The sequence below is a fragment of the Streptomyces sp. NPDC001532 genome (genome assembly GCF_040298625.1).
Classification (GTDB): Bacteria; Actinomycetota; Actinomycetes; order Streptomycetales; family Streptomycetaceae; genus Streptomyces.
Genome location: NZ_JBEPAL010000018.1, coordinates 94,166 through 114,840 on the forward strand (window position 1 = coordinate 94,166; position 20,675 = coordinate 114,840).

General features: G+C 74.2%; 21 protein-coding genes. 11 read left to right on the plus strand and 10 right to left on the minus strand.

All coding sequences use genetic code 11. From position 1 onward, the window contains the following. Positions 1–15: 15 nt before the first annotated feature. From ABT232_RS18590 to ABT232_RS18605, 4 genes are read left to right on the plus strand one after another with little or no spacing between them, the layout of a single operon-like run. Entirely contained in the window at positions 16–567 is a 552-nt protein-coding gene (locus ABT232_RS18590; RefSeq protein WP_351841105.1) for a type II toxin-antitoxin system RatA family toxin, read from the plus strand. Continuing rightward, positions 536–1,099 carry a flavin reductase family protein gene (locus tag ABT232_RS18595; protein ID WP_351841107.1) on the plus strand — a complete coding sequence of 188 codons (564 nt, stop codon included), beginning with the start codon at positions 536–538 and terminating at the stop codon, positions 1,097–1,099. The genes ABT232_RS18590 and ABT232_RS18595 overlap by 32 nt, the downstream gene beginning before the upstream one ends. Beyond that, positions 1,096–2,418 (plus strand): NAD(P)/FAD-dependent oxidoreductase, encoded by a 1,323-nt coding sequence (locus ABT232_RS18600; protein ID WP_351841109.1) that lies wholly within the window; start codon positions 1,096–1,098, stop codon positions 2,416–2,418. Before ABT232_RS18595 ends, ABT232_RS18600 begins: the two co-directional genes overlap by 4 nt. Positions 2,419–2,467: 49 nt before the next feature. Then, positions 2,468–3,706, plus strand: a complete 1,239-nt coding sequence (locus ABT232_RS18605; RefSeq protein ID WP_351841111.1) for a wax ester/triacylglycerol synthase domain-containing protein — start codon at positions 2,468–2,470, stop codon at positions 3,704–3,706. A gap of 64 nt (positions 3,707–3,770) precedes the next feature. Here the strand turns inward: ABT232_RS18605 and ABT232_RS18610 are convergent, their stop codons facing one another. The 6 genes from ABT232_RS18610 to ABT232_RS18635 all read right to left on the minus strand — a co-directional run bounded on the left by ABT232_RS18610 (position 3,771) and on the right by ABT232_RS18635 (position 10,541). Then, entirely contained in the window at positions 3,771–4,709 is a 939-nt protein-coding gene (locus tag ABT232_RS18610; protein ID WP_351841113.1) for an SAM-dependent methyltransferase, read from the minus strand. A 196-nt stretch (positions 4,710–4,905) separates the two neighbouring features. Continuing rightward, positions 4,906–6,462 (minus strand): ABC1 kinase family protein, encoded by a 1,557-nt coding sequence (locus ABT232_RS18615; protein WP_351841115.1) that lies wholly within the window; start codon positions 6,460–6,462, stop codon positions 4,906–4,908. A gap of 99 nt (positions 6,463–6,561) precedes the next feature. After that, positions 6,562–7,296, minus strand: coding sequence for a hypothetical protein (locus ABT232_RS18620; RefSeq protein WP_351841117.1), 735 nt, complete (start codon positions 7,294–7,296; stop codon positions 6,562–6,564). A gap of 55 nt (positions 7,297–7,351) precedes the next feature. Then, a complete protein-coding gene (locus tag ABT232_RS18625; RefSeq protein ID WP_351841119.1) occupies positions 7,352–7,876 on the minus strand; it encodes an RNA polymerase sigma factor in 525 nt (174 codons plus the stop codon). 143 nt (positions 7,877–8,019) lie between these two features. After that, positions 8,020–9,840, minus strand: a complete 1,821-nt coding sequence (locus ABT232_RS18630; protein WP_351841121.1) for an NAD(P)/FAD-dependent oxidoreductase — start codon at positions 9,838–9,840, stop codon at positions 8,020–8,022. Positions 9,841–9,887: 47 nt separating this feature from the next. Further along, complete coding sequence (locus ABT232_RS18635; RefSeq protein WP_351841123.1) at positions 9,888–10,541, minus strand: HD domain-containing protein; 654 nt, start codon at positions 10,539–10,541, stop codon at positions 9,888–9,890. A 440-nt stretch (positions 10,542–10,981) separates the two neighbouring features. On the opposite strand from ABT232_RS18635, the gene ABT232_RS18640 reads away from it, so the two are divergent. Together ABT232_RS18640 and ABT232_RS18645 are read left to right on the plus strand one after the other, a co-directional pair. Beyond that, complete coding sequence (locus ABT232_RS18640; protein ID WP_351841199.1) at positions 10,982–11,485, plus strand: SRPBCC family protein; 504 nt, start codon at positions 10,982–10,984, stop codon at positions 11,483–11,485. Positions 11,486–11,496: 11 nt separating this feature from the next. Continuing rightward, complete coding sequence (locus ABT232_RS18645) at positions 11,497–12,369, plus strand: alpha/beta fold hydrolase (protein WP_351841125.1); 873 nt, start codon at positions 11,497–11,499, stop codon at positions 12,367–12,369. Between the two features lie 16 nt (positions 12,370–12,385). Here ABT232_RS18645 and ABT232_RS18650 read toward each other — a convergent pair whose 3' ends face one another. After that, positions 12,386–13,216: an alpha/beta fold hydrolase gene (locus tag ABT232_RS18650; RefSeq protein ID WP_351841127.1), complete on the minus strand. Its 831-nt coding sequence runs from the start codon at positions 13,214–13,216 to the stop codon at positions 12,386–12,388. A gap of 178 nt (positions 13,217–13,394) precedes the next feature. Between ABT232_RS18650 and ABT232_RS18655 the strand changes: the two genes are divergently transcribed. Further along, positions 13,395–14,282, plus strand: coding sequence for an RNA polymerase sigma-70 factor (locus ABT232_RS18655; RefSeq protein ID WP_351841129.1), 888 nt, complete (start codon positions 13,395–13,397; stop codon positions 14,280–14,282). A gap of 250 nt (positions 14,283–14,532) precedes the next feature. Then, a complete protein-coding gene (locus tag ABT232_RS18660) occupies positions 14,533–15,294 on the plus strand; it encodes a GntR family transcriptional regulator (RefSeq protein WP_351841131.1) in 762 nt (253 codons plus the stop codon). A gap of 28 nt (positions 15,295–15,322) precedes the next feature. Here ABT232_RS18660 and ABT232_RS18665 read toward each other — a convergent pair whose 3' ends face one another. The 3 genes from ABT232_RS18665 to ABT232_RS18675 all read right to left on the minus strand — a co-directional run bounded on the left by ABT232_RS18665 (position 15,323) and on the right by ABT232_RS18675 (position 18,414). Continuing rightward, positions 15,323–16,480, minus strand: coding sequence for an ROK family transcriptional regulator (locus ABT232_RS18665; protein ID WP_351841133.1), 1,158 nt, complete (start codon positions 16,478–16,480; stop codon positions 15,323–15,325). A 99-nt stretch (positions 16,481–16,579) separates the two neighbouring features. Further along, complete coding sequence (locus ABT232_RS18670; RefSeq protein ID WP_351841135.1) at positions 16,580–17,245, minus strand: response regulator transcription factor; 666 nt, start codon at positions 17,243–17,245, stop codon at positions 16,580–16,582. Between the two features lie 14 nt (positions 17,246–17,259). Next, complete coding sequence (locus ABT232_RS18675; RefSeq protein ID WP_351841137.1) at positions 17,260–18,414, minus strand: sensor histidine kinase; 1,155 nt, start codon at positions 18,412–18,414, stop codon at positions 17,260–17,262. A 109-nt stretch (positions 18,415–18,523) separates the two neighbouring features. Between ABT232_RS18675 and ABT232_RS18680 the strand changes: the two genes are divergently transcribed. The 3 genes from ABT232_RS18680 to ABT232_RS18690 are packed head-to-tail and all read left to right on the plus strand — an operon-like array spanning position 18,524 to position 20,672. After that, positions 18,524–19,444: an ATP-binding cassette domain-containing protein gene (locus ABT232_RS18680; RefSeq protein ID WP_351841139.1), complete on the plus strand. Its 921-nt coding sequence runs from the start codon at positions 18,524–18,526 to the stop codon at positions 19,442–19,444. A gap of 2 nt (positions 19,445–19,446) precedes the next feature. Next, on the plus strand, positions 19,447–20,172 hold the full coding sequence (locus tag ABT232_RS18685; RefSeq protein WP_351841141.1) for an ABC-2 transporter permease: 726 nt from the start codon (positions 19,447–19,449) through the stop codon (positions 20,170–20,172). A 41-nt stretch (positions 20,173–20,213) separates the two neighbouring features. Further along, on the plus strand, positions 20,214–20,672 hold the full coding sequence (locus tag ABT232_RS18690; RefSeq protein WP_351841143.1) for a hypothetical protein: 459 nt from the start codon (positions 20,214–20,216) through the stop codon (positions 20,670–20,672). Positions 20,673–20,675: the final 3 nt, after the last annotated feature.

Below are 20,675 nucleotides of genomic sequence, written 5' to 3' on the forward strand. Positions count from 1 at the left end.
GGAACCGAACCCCCCATGCGCCATGTGGTCCTGCACGCGATCGCCGACGGCCTCGCCCCCGACGCCGTCTACCAGCGCATCAGCGACTTCCGCAGATATCCGGAGCTCACCGGGACGGTCCGGGACGTCCAGGTGGACACCCTGGCCGACGGCTCGCTGGTCTCCGACTGGACCGTGCTGTTCCGCGGCGGCCTGATGCGCTGGCGGGAGCGCGACACCCTGTCGCCGGAGACCGGCTCCCTCACCTTCGAACAACTCGACGGCGACTTCCAGACCTTCGAGGGCAGCTGGCGCTGCGCACCGCACGACGACGGCACCCTCATCACCTTCACCGCCGCCTTCGACCTCGGCATCCCCACCCTCGCCGACATCCTCGACCCGGTCGCCGAGTCCACCCTGCGGACCAACATCGCCCAGATCGTGGCCGGCCTGGTGCAGGCCAGGGTCGTCGACGCCGGTCCCGCCGACGGGGCCGACGCGGCGGACGCGGCGGACGCCACCGGCGTGCACGGCGTGAACGGCTCGGAGGTGACCGATGAACGCGCCGTCGCCCCCGCTCGCGGCTGATCCGCGGGCCGCCGAACCGCTCCACGAGGAGCCGGGCCCCGGCACCGCCCGCTGCCTCGGCCTGTACGCCAAACTCGCCGCCGGGGTGAGCGTGGTGACGGCCCGCGGCGAGGGCGGCCCGCTCGGGATGACCGTCTCCGCGGTCACCTCCCTGTCGGCCCGGCCGCCGCTGCTGCTGGCCTGTCTGCGCGACGGCTCCCGCACCCTGGCCGCGATCCGCGCCCACGGGGCGTTCGCGGTGCACCTGCTGCGTGACGACCAGCACACCCTGGCCACCCGGTTCGCCTGCCCCACCACCACCGCCGCCCAGCGCTTCGCGGGCACCGACACCCGGCAGGTCCTCGGCGTCCCCGTGCTCCCCGGCGCGCTCGCCTGGTCGGTGTGCCTGCTGACCGACGTCCGCCGCTACGGCGACCACCACCTGGTCATCGGCCAGCCGGCGGCGGTGCACGTCGGCGGCGGCCGGCCGCTGCTCTGGCACGACCGCCGGTTCCGCTCCCTCGCCGAGCCCGCCCCGGACGGCACCGGATGAACCAGCCGGCGGCCGGCAGCCCCGCCTGGGAGCCCGCGGAGGTGCCGCCGCAGCCCCCGCTGCACGGCGTGGTCACGGCGGACGTCGCCGTCGTCGGCGCCGGACTCGCCGGCCTGTCGTGCGCCTACCATCTCGCGGAACGCGCGCCCGGCCTCGACATCGCCGTCGTCGACGCCGGACACCCCGCCGCCGGGGCCAGCGGCCGAGGCACGGGACTGCTCGGCCCGCGCGCCGGACCGCCCGTCGACCGCGCGGTGCGCCGCCACGGCATCCGGCAGGCCCGCCGGATGCACCTGGCGAGCGTACGGGCGGTGGACACGGTCCTCGACCTGTGCGGACGGCTCGACACGTCCGTCGGGCTGCGGCGCGGCGAGCAGATCATGGCGACCCGCGCCACCGCGGGCCTCGCCGCACTCGCCCGGCAGGCCCGCGCCTACCGGGCGCTCGGCGTGGACGTCCCCGTGCTGCCCGGCGCGGAGGTGCACGCCCGGGTCGGTGTGCCGTACACCGCGGGCCTGCTGCACCGCACCGCCGCCACCCTGGACCCGGCCGCGCTGACCTGTGCCCTGGCCCGCGCCTGCGCCGCCAAGGGCGTGCGCTTCTACGGCGACAGCCCGCTGCGCGCCGTGCACCCCGGCGACCTGGTCGGCCCCGAACTGGTCTTCCCGCACGGCCGCCTCTACGCCGGACAGGCCGTGCTCGCCGTCAACTCCGCCGCCCGCGACCTGGACCTGCCGGTCGGCACCGTGCTGCCGATGGAGGTGTACGCCGTCGCCACCGCGCCGCTCGGCGTCGACGCCTACCGCGCCCTCGGCGGCCACGAGGGACGGGCCGTCGTCGACGCGCTGCCCATGGCGCCCTACTTCCGGCTGCTCCCCGACCGGGGACTGGTGGCCGGCGGCGGCACCGTCACCGTCCCCACCGGACTCGCCCCGCACCGCCTCCAGGCCCTGCGCGAACGGGCCTGGGACTGGCTGGGCGGCTGGCTGCGCAGGCTGCACCCCGAACTGTCCGACGTGCCGGTCACCCACCGCTGGTCCGGCCGCATCGGCATGACCGCCGACGGACTGCCCGTGGTCGGACCGGTCCACGGCTTCCCCGACGTCTGGTACATCGGCGGCTGTTGCGGACACGGCCTGGCGATGTCCGTGGCGCACGGCGCGTACGTGGCCGGCGCCCTGCTGGGCGTCTCCGAACCGGCCGAGCCGCTGCCCTGGCACCGCTCGGCGGCCCCCTCGCTGCCCGTCCGCGGGCCCGCCCGCCCCCTGCTGCGGGCCTACGTGGACACGCTCGGCCGGGTGACCCGGCGCACCTGCTGAGCCGGGCCCGCATGTCCGACCGGGAGACCAGATCCGACAGGGAGATTCCATGCTGCTGCCCGACCTCGGCTCCGACGGCCTGCCCGTCACCCTCGCCATGGGAGCCGCGGACGCCGCCTACCACCGGGCCACGGGCGGCAGACCGCTGCCCGCCGGGTTCCTGTTCGACTTCACCGGCCGCGCCCCGTCCCTGGACGCCGTACGGGCCCGGGTGGCCGAACGGGCCCACCGCATCCCGGTGCTGCGCTACGGCATCGTCCGCGACCACAAGGTGTTCCGCAGGGCCGACCGGATCGCGGTGGAGCGGCATGTGCACGAGGCCCGCCTGCCCGCCGGGGACGACGGGACGGGCGCCGGACGGCTGATGGTGGCCCAGCCGCTGACCGGCGGCGACCGGCCGCCCTGGGACGTCTGGCTGATCCACGGCCCCGACGGCCGCTACCACCTCTGCTACCGCAACGACCACACCCTCCAGGACGGCGTGGGCGCCGCGCACACCGCCCGCGCCCTCCTCGACGACCACCCCGTCGGCGGCCCGGCCCCGCACCGCCCCGCCCGGCCCACCCTGCGGGGCCTCACCGGCGCCCTGGGCGACGTGACGGCCTCCCTGCGCCCGACCGCCAAACCGGCGTTCGACGGCGCCGTCAGCGGACGGCTGGCGGTATGCCACGCGGTGACCCCGCTGGCCCGGCTGCGGGCGATCGGCCGGGCGTACGGCGGGACGGTCAACGACGTCTTCCTCGCCTCGTACGCCCACGCCGTGCACACCTGGCACCGGAAGGCCACCGGCACCGTCCACCCGCCGCTGCCCGTCGCGGTGCCGATGTCGCTGCGTGGCCCCGGCAAGGAGTGCGCCCCCGGCAACCACATGGTCGTCGCACGCGTGCTGCTGCCCTGCGACGAACCGACGCCCCAGCGGGGCATCGCCCGGGTGATGGCGCACACCGCGCGGCTGCGCGGCAGCCGGCAGCGCGACGCCTTCCGGCTGCTGCTGGCGGCCGGCCCGCGGGAGCTGGGCGCCCGCATCGGCACCCGGATGGTCAACGGGGCGGCCGTCGCCGGACCGGTGAGCAGCGTCGACTTCGGCGACCCGCTCCTCCACCAGGGCACCGCCTCCACGCGCGCCGTCGTCTTCTCCGGCCTCGCCTCCGGCATCCGCTGCCTGATCACGCTGACCAGCCAGCAGGGCACCTCCTGCCTGACCGTCGTCCACGACGAGAACCTGGCCACCGCCGACCAGCTGCCGGACCTGTGGCTCGCCGCGCTGCTGGAACTGGAGCGCGGCTGACGGAGTCCGCCCGGAGCCCCGGACCACGCGGTCCGGGGCTCCGCTCGTGCCACGAGCCGGTCGGTCAGCGGCGAAGGGTGCCGGTGGTCAGGAACACGCACCGGGCGGCCGCCTCGGTGAGCAGCGGCAGGTGGGGCGCGAGCCGCTCCATCACGTACGGCAGGGTGAACAGGTCCGCCACCCGCGCGTCCCAGCCCCGGCCCGCCCACCAGACCTCGGGCTCGGCGAGCTGCCAGAGCCAGTGGACGCCGGTGGCCGACAGGGCGTCCAGGAACGGTGCCACGAACGCCGACGCCGTCTCCTGGGCGTTCACGCACTCCGCGGCGAAGATGCTGCCCGGCGCGGACAGTTCCGTCGCCGTGCCGACGATCGGCTCCACGGCCGCCGGGTCCAGGTGGTACAGCAGCGTCTCGGCGAGCCAGACCGTGGGCCGCCGGGGATCGAGCCCCGCCGCGAGCAGGGCCTCGCGCAGGGAACCGCCGGCCGGGTCCGCGGCGACCGTCGTGCGGCGGCCGCAGGTGGGCCGCTCCCCGTCCAGCACCCGGTCCTTGAACCGCAGGACGGCGGGCTCGTCGACCTCGAAGACCTGGACCCCGCGCGGCCAGTCCAGCCGGTGCGCGCGGGTGTCGAGCCCGGCGCCGAGCAGCACCACCTGACGGCAGCCCGAGCGCGCGGCGGCCAGCAGCTCCTCGTCGAAGAACCGCGAGCGCACCACCGCCCAGTCCGGCAGCAGCCGCCGCAACGGCCCGTCGCCCGGCGGCCCGCCCCGGAACCCGGCGGCGTGCAGGAAGTCGGCGGCCCAGGGATCACGTACGTACGGGACGGCCCGCCCGAACTCGGCGGCGTGCGCGGCGGCGGTCCAGAGCGCGACGGGGGACAGAGCGGTGGGTGGGACGGCGCCCCGCGGGACGGCGGCCGGTGCGGCGGGGGCCGGCACGGCAGGGGTCGGCACGGCGGGTGACTCGGGCGGGGCGGGTGACTCGGGCGGGGCGGTGTCCGGCATGGGGCCTCCGTGAGGGATGACGGCAGGGCGTGACGGCAGGGCGTGACGGCAGGGCGTGACGGCAGGGCGTGACGGTCGGGCAGGCCGGCAGGGCGTGTCGGCAGGGCGTGACGGTCGGGCAGGCCGGCAGGGCGTGACGACGGGTGGGTCGGCGCTGCGGGGCGCGGCACGGGGGGCGGCCGGCCGTGGCGGGGGCTCAGCGCCGGCGGGCCATCAGGTACGCCAGCGCGCCCAGGGCCAGCAGGCCGCCGGAGGGTCGGGTCGGGCGCTGTCCGCCCATCGCGGCCGGGGTCCGCGGCTCGTGCAGATGGAGCGCGAACCGGCGGTTGGCCAGGTCGCCGAGCAGCCCGCGCAGCTGCTCGGGGCTGGTGGCCGCGGCGAGCAGCAGCTCCATGGAGTTGCGGGCGAACTGATGGCGGCCCAGGAACTCGCGGCCCAGCGAGAACAGGATCTTCGGCACCTCGCCCTGGAAGACCTCCGGAAGGGTGATCTCCGGGGCGAGGCAGCGCACCGAGCCGTCCAGGTTGGCGAAGGACTTGCCGAGCAGCGAGACGGCCGGCGGCGAGCCGATGCCGCGTTTGGTCGCCTTCGCCAGCACGGTGGTCAGGGAGACGCCGAAGTTCATCTCCTCCAGGGACAGATGCGAGACCTTGGGCACGAACGCGGCCATGTCCGCGGCGAACGCCGGCATGTTGGCCCAGGGCGTGAGCCGGCCCATCTCCGCCCAGTGGTGCGCCAGCCCCGGCCCGTCGTTCTGCGCCAGCGTCATGAACAGCGGCAGCAACTGGAGGCTGGTGCGCCGGTCGAGGCGGCCGACCATGCCCCAGTCGATCAGCGTCGCGGGCCCGCCGGGCGACGCGAAGACGTTGCCCGCGTGCGGGTCCGCGTGGAACATCCGGTGCACGAAGTAGCCGTGGTACATGAAGCGCAGCAGGTCCCGGCCGATCTCGATGCGTTCGTCGTCGGTGAAGTGGTGCCGGTCCAGGTGCCGTACCGAGGTGCCGGACGCCAGCGACTGGACCAGCACCCGGGGGCTGGCGTGCAGCACCCGGGGCACCTCCAGGGTCCGGAAGGCCTTGATGTTCTCCCGGGCCTCGTCCATGTTGCGGGCCTCGCCGGTGAAGTCCAGCTCCGGTTCCATCGCGTCGAAGACCGAGCCCAGCATGGCCTCGATGTCGATGACCTCGTTGAACCGGGGCGCGACCCGCGCCACGATCTTCGACGCCCGGCGCATCAGCGCCATGTCGGCGAGCACGCCCTCACGGATCCCCGGGCGCTGGATCTTGACCACCGCGGGCCGTCCGCCGGGCAGGGTCACCCGGTAGACCTGGGCGAGGGAGGCCGCGCCGAGCGGGGCGACGGTGTCGATGTCGTCGAAGCGCAGCTTCCAGTCCGGCCCCAGATCACGGACCAGCTGGGGTTCGAACGCCGAGAACGGCTGCACGTCGACCTCGTCGTGCAGGTTCTGCAGCTCGTCCCGGATGGACTGGGGCACCATGTCCGGCCGGGTGGAGAGCATCTGGCCGAGCTTCACATAGAAGGGCCCGAGGCTCTCCAGGGCGTGCCGCACTGCCTTGGCGCGCCGCTGCTCGGCTCCGGCGGAGGCGTCGGCCGCCTCCGCCGGGGTCCGTAGGGACCGGCCGTCCCGCTTGGCACTTCTGCGCAGCCGGGTGGCCTGGCCGACCTCGTCGGCGACGAGACTGCCCAGCACCTTGACCACGAGACGCAGGCGGTCACCTACGACAGACGCCATCGTGAGCGATCCTTTTCGTTCGGAACCGCGGAACCGCGGGACCGCGGGCGGCCGTGGAGCGGCGGCGCGCGGGGGAGAGGCGGGACGGATCGGGGACGGTCAGGGCTTATGGGGTTCGCCGCCGCGTTCGGACGCCGGAGAGGCGCCCGCTCCGGCCCCGCCGAGCAGCCCGCCCACCCCGGGCACCGCACCCGCGAGCCCGGCGGCGGCTTGCCCGACGCCCGGCACCGCGCCCGCGAGCCCGGCGGCCGCCTGCCCCACTCCCGGCACCGCTCCGGCGAGCCCGGCGCCGGCCTGCGCCAGCTGCCCCGGCACGCCCGCCAGCTGCCCCGGCACGCCCGCCAGTTGACCGAGCTGGCCCGGCAGTCCGGCCGCGGTGTTGAGCACGTTGCCCACTCCGCCCGCCGCATGACCGACCCCGCCGGCCAGCTGGCCGACGCCGCCCGCCAGTTGGCCGAGGCCGCCGAGTCCGCCGGCCGCGCCGCCCAGCATGTTCAGCGCGGCGAGCGGGTTCGCGGCGGCGCCGCCTCCGGTGAGCGCGTTCAGCGCGCCGAGGGCGGCCAGCGGGTTGGCGCCGCCACCGCCGGTGAGGGCCTGGAGCGCGGCGAGCGGGTTCCCGGTGGCGCTGAGGAACTGGGCCGCGCCGACCGGGCTGAGCGCCTGCGACAGCGCGCTCAGCGCGTCGACGGGCAGTCCGGTCAGGGCCTGCACCGGGTTGGCGGACGTACCGCTGTCCGACCGGTTGATGAGATCGTCGACCATCTGTTTCCAGCTGTCGGTCACCGACCCGACGAAGTCCTTCATGATGTCCTGAAGGTTCTTGTTGCTGCCCATGGAAGGATTCCCTTTCACTGTCTGGGCGGAGCGGCAGCGCTTTTGCTGCCGCCGTTCATCCGACGCGGTCGTCCAAGGCCTTCACGCAGGCCATTTTCAGTCGCGCCCGGCCCCGGGTGAATGCGGATTCGGCCGCCTTCACGGAGATGTTGTGCATACGCGCGAATTCCGCGGTGGAAATTCCGGCGGCGCGGGCGAGTATCACTTCCTGTTCCCGGCCGCGGAGCTGGTGGACCTGGGTGAGCAGCCACCGTCCGAAATCCTCGTCGCAGACGTCTTCCTCGGTCGTGCCGGGGTCGTCCAGAAAGGCGGTGCGTTGCAGCAGCCGCTTGCGTCGCTCCATGTCACGGTAGAAGTCGATGCAGAGGCGAAGGGCCACGGAGGTCAGGAAGGGGCCCAGTCGATTCCGGTCCAGGGTGGTGTGCGCCGCGGCCCGGGCCATCGTCTCCTGAACGCAGTCCTCGGCGTCCTGATAACTCGGGAGTCTTCGTCGAACCAACCGCATGAGACGGTCCTGATGCTGGAAGATTTCTTCCCAGGAGCATGCAGCGGGCGATTGGCAGGTGGAATTCAGCACCATGGGAATTGCAGCCCGTTGTCTCTCGATCAGGCAGGGGAAAGGGCAGCCGGGAATTCATTTCGCTCGGCCGTGTGGTTTTCCTACCCGAGGCCTCGGGGCGGCAAACCGGAACGTTGCGTTTCCGAATCAGCAGGAATGATTTTTCATTTCTCCCGCCGCCCCCTGGGATTCGCGGTGCGCGGAGCCGGCCGCCGCGTCCAGTCCTGGTTCCAGTTGACCCACATGTCCCGGACCGTCTGATGCACCACGGAGCCGCCGTCCCGCAGGCTGGCGGTGAACGCCTCGACCGCCTCCTTGCCGACCATCCGGCCGCCGCCGGTGAAGTAGGAGCCCCGTACGTGCCGCGGGGAGCGGAACCTGCCCCACAGCAGGATCCGCATCAGCGGCCAGAGCGTGAACACGCCCGACGGGCAGCGGTCCTCGGGGTCGAGGGTGCCCCACACGTCCGGGCACAGTTCGCTCTCGCGCAGCAGCTCGAAGATCCGCGCGACGGTCTGCTCCTTCGTCAACTGGCCCTTGCGGTACGCCAGTACGGCGTCCCGCGACTGGTTGAAGAGCCGTTCGACCCACGGGTTGTCGACGCCTTGGAGACCCCGGTACGGAGTCGACTCCAGAGCGTCGAAGACCGCCCGGTCACGGGTCTTCTCGAACCTCACCGCGGCCTGGTTCTGCGCGTTGGTGCCGTACAGCGTGGTGATCGTCCAGACCCGGTTCCAGGCGTTCCACAGCTCGAAGTCGTCGAAGGAGATGTAGCTGCACGACACCAGGTCGTCGTAGAAGCGGAACATCCGCTTGATCCACGTCTCCAGGTAGGCGAACCGCTCGGTGGCGAAGTCGTCCCGTCGGACCGCGTCGATGAGCCGGTGGCCGAGCGCGTTGAGCGACATGACCGTCACCGCGAGCCCGCTGGAGAACAGCGGATCGATGAAGTCGCTGGCGTGCGGCAGCAGGCACCAGCGGTCGCCGACCACGGTCCGCGTGGAGAACTGGGTCCGGTCGGTGGAGACGTACGGCCGCACCGACCGCGCGTGCTCGAACTGCCGGGCCACGCTGGGGAACCGCCGCACATGGCTCCAGAACTCGTCCTCCGCCGAGACCCCCTCCGGGCGCGGATACCGGTCCAGGTCCAGATTGACGCCGACGCTGCACAGCTCGCTGGTGCTCGCCGAGTGGTTGTCGAACGGGATCACCCAGAACCAGCCGCCCTCGAAGAGATGGTGCAGCGTGCCCTGGCCGAACGGGCTCGGCATCCCGTGCTCCTCGCGCGGCGGCGCGACGGTGTCGAAGGGGCGCACGTTCACCATGTGGGTGAAGATCGTGCGTGAGCGGGTGCGGTACGGCGGGTCCTGCCGCAGCCCCAGCCGCTCCGGCAGGATCGCCCGCATCCCGCCGGCGTCCACCACGTACGACACCCGGAAGGTGCCCTTCTCGCGGGTGACGACGGTGGCCCCGTCCTCCTCGAACTTCACGTCGTCGACCAGCGTGTGGGTGTACGCGGTCGCGCCGTAGGAGACGGCCACGTGGAACATGTACGCGTCCACGTCCTGCCGGAAGTAGTGCGAGTCGGGCCCGAGCGGCGGCCCCCACGTCGGGTACTGGGTGCACTCCTCGCCACGGGTGGGCTCACCCTCGCGGTGATAGACGAAGCTGAAGTTGCGCTTCACCCCGCAGTTCGACGACACATGGCGGCGCAGCGCCCCGTTGGTCGCCAGATGCTCGATCTCGGGGACGTCGTAGCGGCGGGCCAGCACCCTGAGGCCGAAGGTGGTCTCCGGGACGGTGGACTCGCCGATCGCGAACCGGGGGTGCCCGCTTCCCTCCAGCAGCAGCACCCGCACGCCGTGGCGTGCCAGGATCGCCCCGAGCATCGTCCCGCCGATGCCGCCCCCGATGACGGCGACATCGAACTCACGCTGGTCGTCCTGCCCGTCGGCGGTCCTGCCGGCGGTCATGTCTACGGTCATGTCTACGGTCCTTTCGCGTCGGGAAGAGCGAGTGGCCGTGCCGGAGTTCAGCCCGTGGCGGCCGAGGAGTCCGGCAGGACCCGGCGCAGCCCGCAGACGGCCACCCGGGCGGTGAAGGAGACGGCGAACCAGGGCGTCGGCGCCAGACCGGCCAGCCGGCCCCGCTCACCGGGCAGCCGGCGGCGGCCTCGCCCGGTGACGTCCAGCCAGGCCCCGAAGTGCAGCAGCCGCGCCTCGGCGCCGGCGTCGCGGGCCGGCCGCGGCCGCATGTGCTCGCGCACCGCCCGGGTCAGCGCCGCCCGCCGCGCCCCGGCCACCCCGTGCCCGGCCAGGAAGCGGTCGAGCAGCACCGCCGAACGGCACGGGAAGCCGCCGCGCACCCGTGGCGCGGCCCCGGTCAGCCCGGTGTCGTGGAAGGCCGCGGCGGCGAGCAGTCCTGCCTCGTCGTAGCGGATCCCGCGGGCCCGCGCGCAGGCGTCGGCCAGCAGGAAGGTCCGCAGCGAGTGCAGCGCGGCGCGCGGCGGCAGCAGCCGGCGCAGCTCCCGCAGTGCCGCGTCCGCCAGCGGGTCCCCGCACAGCTTCGCCAGGCCGGGCTCGGCGAGCAGCGGGCGCCACGCGTGCGGCAGCGGCTCGGGCGGTCCGTCGCACCGGCCACCGTCACCGCTCCGGGAATCACGTGCGTCGGGCAGCCACGCGGACATGCCCCACCCCCTCGCATATGCGCCATGCTGGTTGCGCCTGTCTCATCTCTCTTTACGCTGCGGATTCCGCTTCCCCTCCCGTCTCCCTCGGCGGAATCGCAGCTTGGCCGGTCTTCACCCCGGCGCGCGGCGCGAACTCAGGTCTCCAGCAGGGCCATTCACTCGTACAGGGCACAAAGGGGCGATGCATACCGGCCGTTGAAGGGGTGCTGTCAGCGGCTACGCGGCCGACTCCGTTTCCCCTCACGCGCGTGGACGCGCGGCCGCGGGGCGCGGGTGGCACGCCCGCCGCGCCGCCCGCGCCGGTGTGCCTCCGGCGACCCCGTTCGGGGGAGTGCCCGGGCGCCGGGGGCCGGGCAGCCTCGGGGAAAGGCGAGACCCGGCTCGCAGCTCCCCGGCTCCGCACGTCCGCACCTCCGCACCTTCGAGGCCCGCCCATGATCGCTGTCCTGAACGTCCACGAGCGCGAACTGCCCGCTTCGGAGGGAGCCGTCGGAGCCCTGATCGACTCCCTGGGCGGCGCGCAGGACCGGCTGTGGCCGCCCGACTGGCCGCCGGTCCGCTTCGACGGGCCGCTCGCCGTCGGGGTGTCCGGCGGCCACGGGCCCGTGCGGTACGTGGTGAGCCACTACGTACCGGGTCGGTGGGCGCGGTTCCGGTTCACCGGACCGCGGGGCTTCGAGGGCTTCCACGAGTTCAGCGTCGAACGGCTCGGCGACGACCGCACCGTACTGCGCAACACCCTCGTGCTGCGGCCCACGGGAGTGCGCTGGCTGGCCTGGCTGCTCTTCTTCCGGCCGCTGCACGACGCCGCCTTCCGGCACAGCCTCGACTGCGCCGAGCGCGCACTCACCGGACGGGTGGCGCACCCCGTACGCCGGGGGCCGTACGTCCGGCTGCTGCGCGCCGCGACCGCCCGCCTGGCACCCCTGCTCGTCACCTGAGAGGACCCGCCATGAGCATGTTCCCCGAGCCCCATCTCCCCGGTCTCAACGACGAGCGCGTCGAGACCGGCCTCATCGAGGCGCCGCACCGGCTGGCAGGGCTGACCGAGGCCGGCGCCGCCGCCCTGATCGCGGGGGTCGACGTCCAGGCCGGACAGGACGACTGGGACCTTCCGCTGACCCCGGAACACCCCCGTCCGGTCGTCCTGGTGCACGGCACCTTCGGCAACCGCGGCTACACCTGGACCAAGGCCGCCCCGCTGCTGCGGTCGCACGGGTACCGGATCTTCCGCATCGACTACGGCCAGCACCTCAGCCCGGTGCTGTTCGGCCTCGGCGACATCAAGGAATCCGCCCGCCAGCTCGCGGTCTTCGTCGACGAGGTGCTGCTGCGCACCGGCGCCGAGCAGGTCGACATCGTCGGCTTCTCGCAGGGCGGCATGATGCCGCGCTACTACATCCAGGCCCTCGGCGGCGCCCCGAAGGTGCACCACCTCGTCGGCATCGCGCCCGGCACCCGCGGGGTCACCGCGCAGGGCCTGATGCGGCTGGCCCGCCAGATCCCCGGCGCCAAGGAACTGGTCGAGGCGGGCCCGGTGCAGGTGACCGTGCCGGCCTGGCCGCAGCTCCAGTCCGACAGCGCCTTCATCCGCGAACTCGGCGACCTCGGCGAGACCAGCCCGGGCGTGCGCTACACGGTGATCGCCACCCGCTACGACGACGTCGTCACGCCGTACGAGTCGTGCGCCCTGAAGGAGACCGAGGGACACCACGTCAGGAACCTCGTCCTCCAGGACATCGCCCCCGAGGACCGCACCGCGCACGCCGGAATGCCGTACAACCCGACGGTGCTGAACGAGGTCCTGAAGGCGCTCGCCGACTGAACCGCGCGGACGCCTCTCAGCGGCTGCCGTCCAGCAGCACGCGCGCCACCAGCGCCGGGTCGTCGTTCATCGGGACGTGACCGCAGCCGGGCAGCCGGACCAGCCGGGCCCGCGGGATCACGGTCTTGGCGCGGACGCCCTGCCGGGGCACCAGCAGCCGGTCCCGGCTGCCCCAGGCCACGGTGACCGGAAGCCCGGCCACGTCGTCGGTGAAGCGCACCTGCCGGCCCGAGCGCAGGGTCTCGGCGAACCCCTCGGCGGTCGCCAGCGCCCGCGTCTCGGCGACCACGGCCTCGGGTGAACGGCGGGCCGGCCGGGCGTAGATGGTGCTCGTCAGCAGCGTCCGTCCGACCGCCGAGGGCGCCAGCCGCTCCACCACGGACGGGGGCGTCCGGCGGGCGATCTGCCGCATCGCCGTCAGCACGCCGAAGGCGTACCGCCGCTCGGCCTCCGACCAGAAACCGGCCGGGGACAGCGCCGTCACCGAACGGACCAGGCCCGCACGGCCCAGCTCCAGCGCCAGCAGCCCGCCCAGCGAGTTGCCCGCCACATGCGGCCGGCCGAGCTCCAGCGCCTCGCAGAGCGCGGAGAGCACGGTGGTCATCGTGGGCAGGTCGTGCGCCAGTCCGTCCGGGAGCCGCGGGGACGCGCCGAAGCCGGGCAGGTCCACGGCGATCACGTCCCGCTCCTTGGCCAGCACGGGTATCACCGGGTCCCAGGCCTGCCGGTGGTGACCTATGCCGTGCAGCAGCAGCAGCGGTTCGCCGTCGCCCTCGCGCGCGTAGGAGACGGTCATCGGCCGCGGCCCGCTGGGCGTCGGGACCTTGAAGGAGACGGAGGCGGACATGCTGCTCCTCGGGGATAGGCGCCGGGGACATTGCGTAGACACCTTGTCAGCAATTGCTACCGACGGGTAGCCCCTTGGCGCGCCTCGCTGCGCCCGATCGCGCGCCCCGGCTCGAAGGGCGCGCGCCGCACCGGAATTCGCCTGGACACCGCCCGGCGCGTCGGCTGGGATGAGTGCTGTGACCACCGACACCGCCACGGACGTCTTCGAAGCGCACCGCCCCCTCCTCCTGGGAGTCGCCTACCGCATGCTCGGCCGCGTGGCCGACGCTGAGGACGTGGTCCAGGACGCCTGGCTGCGCTGGGCCGGCGCCGACCGCAGCGAGGTGCGCGAAACCCGCCCCTACCTGGTGCGCATCACCACCCGCCTCGCCATCGACCGGCTCCGCCAGATCAAGGCGCGCGGCGAGACCTACGTCGGGCCCTGGCTGCCCGAGCCCTACGTCACCGCCTACGAGGACACCGTTCCGGACACCGCCGAGCGGGCCGTGCTCGCCGACTCGGTCTCCTTCGCCGTCCTCGTCGTCCTGGAGTCGCTGTCCCCGCTGGAACGCGCGGTGTTCGTGCTGCGGGAGGCCTTCGGCTACCCGTACGCCGACATCGCCGCCCTGCTCGACCGCGGGGAACCGGCCGTACGCCAGCTCGCCGGACGCGCCCGCAAGCACGTCGACGAACGCCGGCCCCGCTACGACGTCGACCCCGCCCAGCGCCGCGACCTCACCGAACGCTTCCTCACCGCCGCCGCGGGAGGCGACCTGGAGAGCCTGATGGCGCTGCTCGCGCCCGACGTCCGGCTGGTCGGCGACAGCGGCGGCAAGTCCCGGGCGCCGCTGCGGGTGCTGGAGAGCGCCGACCACGTGGGCCGCTTCCTCGTCGGCGTCGTCGAGAAGAGCGCCGCCGAGGTGTCCGTCCGGTTCCTGGAGGTCAACGGCGGACCCGCGGTCCTCGTGCTCTCCGAGGGCCGGCCCGACTCCGTGCTCCAACTGGACGTCCTCGACGGACGGATCCAGTCCGTCTACATCGTCCGCAACCCCGACAAGCTGCGGTCCCTGGACACCGCGGCCTGACGGACTCCCGCCCGGCGCCACCCGAGCCCCCGTTTCACGACGGGGGCTTTGCCGTGGTGTCACGAACCCTGTCTCGTGCGAACGCCCCGTGAACGCTCCGCGGCAGCGCTCCCACGCGCCGGTCACGGAGTCGAGGATTGGTCTTGACCAAGGGTGGGGGCCGCCTTATGGTCGCAGACAAGTGCAACAACCTTTAATAAACAAGGGCGCTAAAACGCCGCGGGGAACACCGGCGATCGCGGAGGACAGGGTGGGGACCACGCAGCTGGAATCGGTGCCGGAACCGAAGTACTGGCATCTCAAGACCGTGCTCACCGAGGCACTGGACTCCGAGTTCTCCGTCGGCGAGATCCTGCCCAACGAACGCGAACTGGCCGCCCGCTTCGGCGTCGCCCGCGCGACCCTCCGCCAGGCCCTGGAACAGCTGGAACTGGAAGGCCGGCTCCAGCGCCGCCGCGGTGTCGGCACGACCGTGGCGCCGCCGCGGGTCGGCGTCGCCGTCGGCACCGAACAGCACTCCTGGCCGGGTGCGGCCGGCGACGGGTGGCAGGCCGTCGACTGCGCCACCGCGGCCCCGCCGGCCGCCGTCGCCGAGGCCCTCGGCACCGGGCGGGACGAAGCCGTCCACATCGTCCGGCGCACCCGCACCACTCACGGACAGCCGGTCGCCGCGGAACTGCTGTACATCCCCGCGGCCTCGGTGCCCGACCTCTCGGCCATAGACGCCCCGTCCGGCCCCGCCCGCGCCCGAGCCGTCCTGCGGGAACTCCAGCGGCTGGAGCTGGAGGGCCGGGACAGCGCGGTCGAGCTGGGCTCGGCCCGCGCGGACGACGCCAAGGAGCTCGACCGGCTGCCCGGCGCCCCCGTCCTCGTCGTCACCACCCGCTTCTCCGCCGTCGGCAGCACCGCCGCGCTGTCCGTCGCCACCTACCGCGCGGACACCTGCCGGCTGACCTTCGGCGACTCCGGCAACGTCGAGATCCACGAGGACCCGGAACGCCGGGCGTCCTGAACCCGCCGCGAGCCCCGGGGAACGGGCGTCAGCGGCGGGCCGTCACCGTGCCCTCGACCGCGAAGAGCTGCTCCTCCACGTGGTCCAGGGCCAGACGGAGCGCGCCGGTGGCGACGGCGGCCTCACCGAGGAGGGAGAGGGCGACCTTCGGAGGCCGCAGGCAGTAGCGGGCCAGTTCGCGGCGCAGCGGTTCGAGGACGCCGTCCAGGCCGGCCGCCCAGCCGCCGACGACGACCAGTTCCGGGTCGAGCGCCAGGACCAGCGCGGCCACGTCGTGCACCAGCCGCTGGATGAAGCGGTCGACGGCCGCGCGGGCGCGCTGGTCGCCCTCGCGGGCCCGGGCGAACACCTCGGCGACCTGCTGCTCGTCCAGCGGGTGCAGCGGCTCGTCCGTCGTGGACAGCAGCGTCTCCGGCGTCGCCTCCCGGCCCAGCAGATGCAGGGCGCCGATCTCGCCCGCCGCCCCGCCGTACCCCCGGTGGAGCCGTCCGCCGATCAGCGCCCCCGCGCCCGGGCTGAGCCCGGCCAGCACGAACACCATGTCGTCGGACTCGGTGGCCGAGCCCTTCCAGTGTTCGGCCACGGCCGCCGCGTTGGCGTCGTTCTCCACCAGCACCGGGCATTTGAAGGACCGGCTCAGCCGCTCGCCCAGCCGCAGCCCCGTCCACCCGGGCAGCGCGGTGCCCAGCCGGACCGTGCCGTCGGCCTCGACGATCCCCGGTGTCGCCACCCCCACCGCGCGCAGCGAACCGCGCGACACCCCGGCCCGGCGCAGCAGCTCGGCGACCGCCGTCCGCAGCCGTTCCAGCCGTTCGTCCGCCGGGGCCGTCTCGGAGATGTCCTTCGCCTGCGCGCCCAGCACCTTGCCGTCGAGGTCGGAGAGGAGCGCCGCGACCCGGTGCGGCCCGATCTCCAGGCCCAGCAGATGACCCGCCTCGGCCCGGAACCTGAACCGCCGCGCGGGCCGCCCCTGACGCCGGGTGGCGCCTTCCTCGGCGGCCTTCTCGACGACCAGCCCGGCCTCGATCAGCCCTTCGACGACGCCTTCGACCGTCGGCCGGGACAGCCCGGTCACCCGGGTGATCTCGGTCAGCGTCGCGCAGTCCGTGGCTCGCAGTGCGTGCAGCACCACCGCGGAATTGATCCTTCGCAGCAGCGAGGGATCCCCGCCGGTCAGCCCTGCCAACGTCCCGTCCTCCCAGCTCGTGCGCGTGTTGGCCGGATCGTACTCGGCGCCGCCCACCCCGGCGAGCGCCCCCGGCCCCGGCTCCTGACGGCGGCCCGGTCAGCCGGGGGAGACGAACCCCGACTCGTAGGCCGCGATCACCGCCTGGGTGCGGTCGCGCGCCCCCAGCTTCGCCAGCACCGCGCTGACATGCGACTTCACCGTCTCGCCGCCCACGACCAGCCGCTCGGCGATCTCCGCGTTCGACAGGCCCCGCGTCATCAGCCGCAGCACCTCCGCCTCCCGCTCGGTCAGCTGCGCCCGCTCCATCGCGGCCCGCGCCGCCGGGTCACCGCCCTCGCCGCCGTGCTCGGCGGCCAACCGCCGCACCGACGCCGGGAAGAGCAGCGACTCGCCCTCGGCGACCAGCCGCACCGCGTGCACGATCTCCGCCGGCCGGGCCCGCTTCAGCAGGAACCCGTCGGCACCGGCGCGCAGCGCCTCGTAGACGTACTCGTCGTTCTCGAACGTCGTCACCACCAGGATCTTCGGCGGCTCCGGCACCGTCCGCAGCACCGCGCGCGTGGCTTCGATCCCGTCCAGCAGCGGCATCCGCACGTCCATGGCGACCACGTCCGGCCGCAGTCGCCGGACCAGCGGGATCACCGCGGCCCCGTCGGCGGCCTCCCCGACCACCCGCAGATCCGGCTGCGCCTCCAGGACGGCACGCAGGCCCGCGCGGACGAGCGGTTCGTCGTCGACGAGCAGGACGGTGATCGGCGGCATCCGCCCAGCGTAGATCAGCCCAGCGGCAGCTCGACGTGCACCTGCCAGTCGCCGTCGGCCGGGCCGGTGTGCGCCCGGCCGCCCAGCAGCGCCGCCCGCTCGCGGATCCCGCGCAGCCCGCTGCCCCGGCCGGGCCCGGGTATCGGCACCGGCAGCGGATTGCGGACCTCCAGCTCGAGCCGGCCGGCCACGACCGAGACCCGCACCCGGGCCGGCACGCCGCCCGCGTGCCGCAGCACGTTCGTCAGCGCCTCCTGCAGGATGCGGTAGCCCTCCCGCGAGACCGGCCCGGGCACCGCGGCGAGCGGTCCGGAGAACTCGGCGTCCACCTTCGTGCCGGAGGCGCGCGCGGACTCCAGCAGCCGGTCCGCCTCGATCAGCGTCGGACGGCCGCTCACCGGCCGCTCCGCCTCCCGCAGAATGCCGAGCACCCGGTCCAGATCCTCCAGCGCCGCCCGCCCGGTCTCCTCGATGGCGTCCAGCGCCCGGTCCGTGAACGCCGGATCGCCCGCCGCCCGCGCGGCGCCCGCCTGCACCACCGCCACGGTCAGCGCGTGCCCGATGGAGTCGTGCAACTCCCGCGCGATCCGGTTGCGTTCCAGCAGCCGCTCGGTGCGCTCCTCCAGCGCCGCCAGCCGCTCGGCCGCCGACGGCCCGAGCAGCCGCCGCGCGATCGCGGTGACCAGCTCACCGAGCCCGACCACGCCCGCGGCCAGCACGAGCACCGGCAGCGGGGCGAGGAGGCCGTAACCCCAGTGCGGTTGGTCGATCCGCAGCAGCGGGTTGTCGTCCACGCGCTCGCCGAACCCCGCCGAGACCAGATCGACGGTCAGGATCGGCAACCACACCGTCATGAACCCGGCGACCGCGCCGCACACCATCCGGGTCTCCAGCCACAGCACCGTGCGCAGCCGGTCGCCCCAGGTCGCCGACGGAGCCGTGGAGATCCCCGACTCCGCCTCGTCCGGGACCAGCATGTACCGCGCCTGAAGCCCCTCGCCCCGCCGCACGGCCGGGATCAGGCCGATCGGCGCCAGGATCACCGCGGGCACCCAGGGCCGCGCCATGTCGATGAACAACCACACGCTGACCAGCAGCACCGGAACCCACAGGTGCAGCAGGCGGGTGTACGTCGTCCCGCGCAGCAGCGGGCGGATGAGGCGGACCATCACGTCATCGTGCCAGCCGCCACCGACAGCGGACCTCCCCCGAGCGGGGGAGACCATCTCCCCGCGCAGGGGAGGCACCGCCCCTGGGCCGTCGGCCAGGCTGACGCCCATGACCAGCATCGACGTCCGAGACCTCACCAAGGAGTACGGCACCCGGCGCGCCGTCGACCACCTCACCTTCACCGTCGAACCCGGCCGCGTCACCGGCTTCCTCGGCCCCAACGGCGCCGGGAAGTCCACCACCATGCGGCTCGTGCTCGGCCTCGACCGGCCCACCTCCGGCACCGCGACCGTCGGCGGCCGCGCCTACACCGCGCTGCGCGAACCGCTGCGCGAGGTCGGCGCCCTGCTCGACGCCGAGGCAGCGCACGGCGCGCGTACCGGCCGCGACCATCTGCGGATCCTGGCCGCGAGCCACCGCATCCCGGTGTCCCGCGTGGACGCCGTGCTCGCGGAGACCGGCCTGACCGGCGCCGCGCGCCGCCGGGTGCGGACGTACTCCCTCGGCATGCGCCGGCGCCTCGGGATCGCGGCCGCCCTCCTCGGCGACCCGCCCGTCGTCATGCTGGACGAGCCGTCCAACGGCCTCGACCCCGAGGGCATCATCTGGATCCGCACGCTGCTGCGCCGGCTCGCCGACGAGGGGCGCACGGTGCTGGTCTCCAGTCATCTGATGAACGAGACCGCGTCCTTCGCCGACCAGTTGGTCGTCCTCGGCCGGGGACGGCTCCTCGCCGACCTGCCGATGCGCGACTTCATCGACGCGCGCGTGCAGCCCCGCGTCCTGGTGCGCAGCACCGACGACACGGCCCTGGGCGACCTGCTCGCCCGGCACGGACACGACGCCGCCCCGGGCGACGGCGGCGGCTGGATCGTGCGGCACGCGCGCGTGGAGGACATCGGCCGGCTCGCCGCCGAGGCCCGCCTGCCCGTCCTGGAACTCACCGCCCGGGAAGGCACCTTGGAGGAGGCCTACCTCGACCTGACCGCCGACGAGACCGAGTTCACCGCCCCGCCCCAGGAGGCCTGACCATGCCGTTCGCTCCCGTCCTGCACGCCGAGTGGCTGAAGATCCGCACGCTGCGCGCACTGTACGGCGCCCTGGTGGCGCTGTTCGCCGTGACGACCGCGTTCTCCGCGATCGCCGCCGGCGGCGGCACCTCCGACCCCGGCTTCGACCCCCTGTTCACGGCCTTCCTCGGCATCGGGCCCGGCCAGATCGCGGCCGTCGCGTTCGGCGCGCTCGCGGTCTCCTCGGAGTTCGCCGGCGGCGGCCTCCGGCTCGCGTTCACCACGGTGCCGCGGCGCGGCCGCTGGCTCGCCGCCAAGCTGACCGCCGTCGCCGTACCGGTGTTCCTCGTCGGACTGGTCACGGGCGCCGCCGCGCTGGCCGCCGCCCGTGCGGGCATGGGCGACGCGGCGGACGGCCTCACGGCGGGCCAGCAGACGCGCGGAGTCGTCGGCTGCGCCGTCTACCTCGCGCTGATGGCCCTGTTCGCGGCCGGGCTGACGGCCCTGCTGCGCAGCGCCGTCGGCGCGCTCAGCATCCTCGTCCCCGTCCTTCTGGTGGTCTCGTTCGTCCTCGGCACCGCGGCGGGCGGCCTGCCCGAGTACCTGCCGGACCGGGCCGGCCAAGTCGCCCTGCACGCCCACCCGGACGGCTCCCTCGGACCCTGGACCGGCCTCGCGGTGACCGCGCTGTGGGCGGCGGCAGCGGTGGCGGCGGGCGCCTGGCGGGTGCGGACCAGGGACGCCTGACGCCACGCCAATTGTCAGTGGTGCCGGGTTTACTGGGCGGCATGGACATCGCACGGTGCCTGGACACGATCGACCGGCTGTGCCTGCGCCCCTTCCCCGCGGAGCACGGCTGGACGGACGTGGGCCGGGCGGGCCCGGGCTACTTCATGGCGGAACTGCGCGCGCGGGGCGCGGGGGACACGGGGGAGGGGGAGGAACGGGAGGCGGCGGCGCGCGAGAGCACGGCCGAGGACGTCGGCGCGCATCGGGAGGCGGTCGCCGAGCGGCTGCACCGGCGATGGGGGCCGGTCCCGCCCTGGGGGATGCTGACGCTCCGGGAGCGCGGCCTGCGCGGCGAGGAGATACCGGAACCGTGGGCCAGCCTCAGCCACCTCACGGACCAGGTGTACGTGTGGCAGGCGGACCGCACCGGCCGCTGGGTCGCCCTCGGGCTCGCCGACCGGGACCCGTCGGACGCGATACGACTGCTCGCGGTGATCACGGACACCGACCCGCCCTGAGCC

What these genes read in the sequence shown, in the direction of transcription:
- ABT232_RS18590 (WP_351841105.1), top strand. Translation starts at nt 16, where the DNA reads ATGCGCCATGTGGTCCTGCACGCGATCGCCGACGGCCTCGCCCCCGAC.
- ABT232_RS18595 (WP_351841107.1), top strand. Translation starts at nt 536, where the DNA reads ATGAACGCGCCGTCGCCCCCGCTCGCGGCTGATCCGCGGGCCGCCGAA.
- ABT232_RS18600 (WP_351841109.1), top strand. Translation starts at nt 1,096, where the DNA reads ATGAACCAGCCGGCGGCCGGCAGCCCCGCCTGGGAGCCCGCGGAGGTG.
- ABT232_RS18605 (WP_351841111.1), top strand. Translation starts at nt 2,468, where the DNA reads ATGCTGCTGCCCGACCTCGGCTCCGACGGCCTGCCCGTCACCCTCGCC.
- ABT232_RS18610 (WP_351841113.1), bottom strand. Translation starts at nt 4,709, where the DNA reads ATGCCGGACACCGCCCCGCCCGAGTCACCCGCCCCGCCCGAGTCACCC.
- ABT232_RS18615 (WP_351841115.1), bottom strand. Translation starts at nt 6,462, where the DNA reads ATGGCGTCTGTCGTAGGTGACCGCCTGCGTCTCGTGGTCAAGGTGCTG.
- ABT232_RS18620 (WP_351841117.1), bottom strand. Translation starts at nt 7,296, where the DNA reads ATGGGCAGCAACAAGAACCTTCAGGACATCATGAAGGACTTCGTCGGG.
- ABT232_RS18625 (WP_351841119.1), bottom strand. Translation starts at nt 7,876, where the DNA reads ATGGTGCTGAATTCCACCTGCCAATCGCCCGCTGCATGCTCCTGGGAA.
- ABT232_RS18630 (WP_351841121.1), bottom strand. Translation starts at nt 9,840, where the DNA reads ATGACCGTAGACATGACCGCCGGCAGGACCGCCGACGGGCAGGACGAC.
- ABT232_RS18635 (WP_351841123.1), bottom strand. Translation starts at nt 10,541, where the DNA reads ATGTCCGCGTGGCTGCCCGACGCACGTGATTCCCGGAGCGGTGACGGT.
- ABT232_RS18645 (WP_351841125.1), top strand. Translation starts at nt 11,497, where the DNA reads ATGAGCATGTTCCCCGAGCCCCATCTCCCCGGTCTCAACGACGAGCGC.
- ABT232_RS18650 (WP_351841127.1), bottom strand. Translation starts at nt 13,216, where the DNA reads ATGTCCGCCTCCGTCTCCTTCAAGGTCCCGACGCCCAGCGGGCCGCGG.
- ABT232_RS18670 (WP_351841135.1), bottom strand. Translation starts at nt 17,245, where the DNA reads ATGCCGCCGATCACCGTCCTGCTCGTCGACGACGAACCGCTCGTCCGC.
- ABT232_RS18675 (WP_351841137.1), bottom strand. Translation starts at nt 18,414, where the DNA reads ATGGTCCGCCTCATCCGCCCGCTGCTGCGCGGGACGACGTACACCCGC.
- ABT232_RS18680 (WP_351841139.1), top strand. Translation starts at nt 18,524, where the DNA reads ATGACCAGCATCGACGTCCGAGACCTCACCAAGGAGTACGGCACCCGG.
- ABT232_RS18685 (WP_351841141.1), top strand. Translation starts at nt 19,447, where the DNA reads ATGCCGTTCGCTCCCGTCCTGCACGCCGAGTGGCTGAAGATCCGCACG.
- ABT232_RS18690 (WP_351841143.1), top strand. Translation starts at nt 20,214, where the DNA reads ATGGACATCGCACGGTGCCTGGACACGATCGACCGGCTGTGCCTGCGC.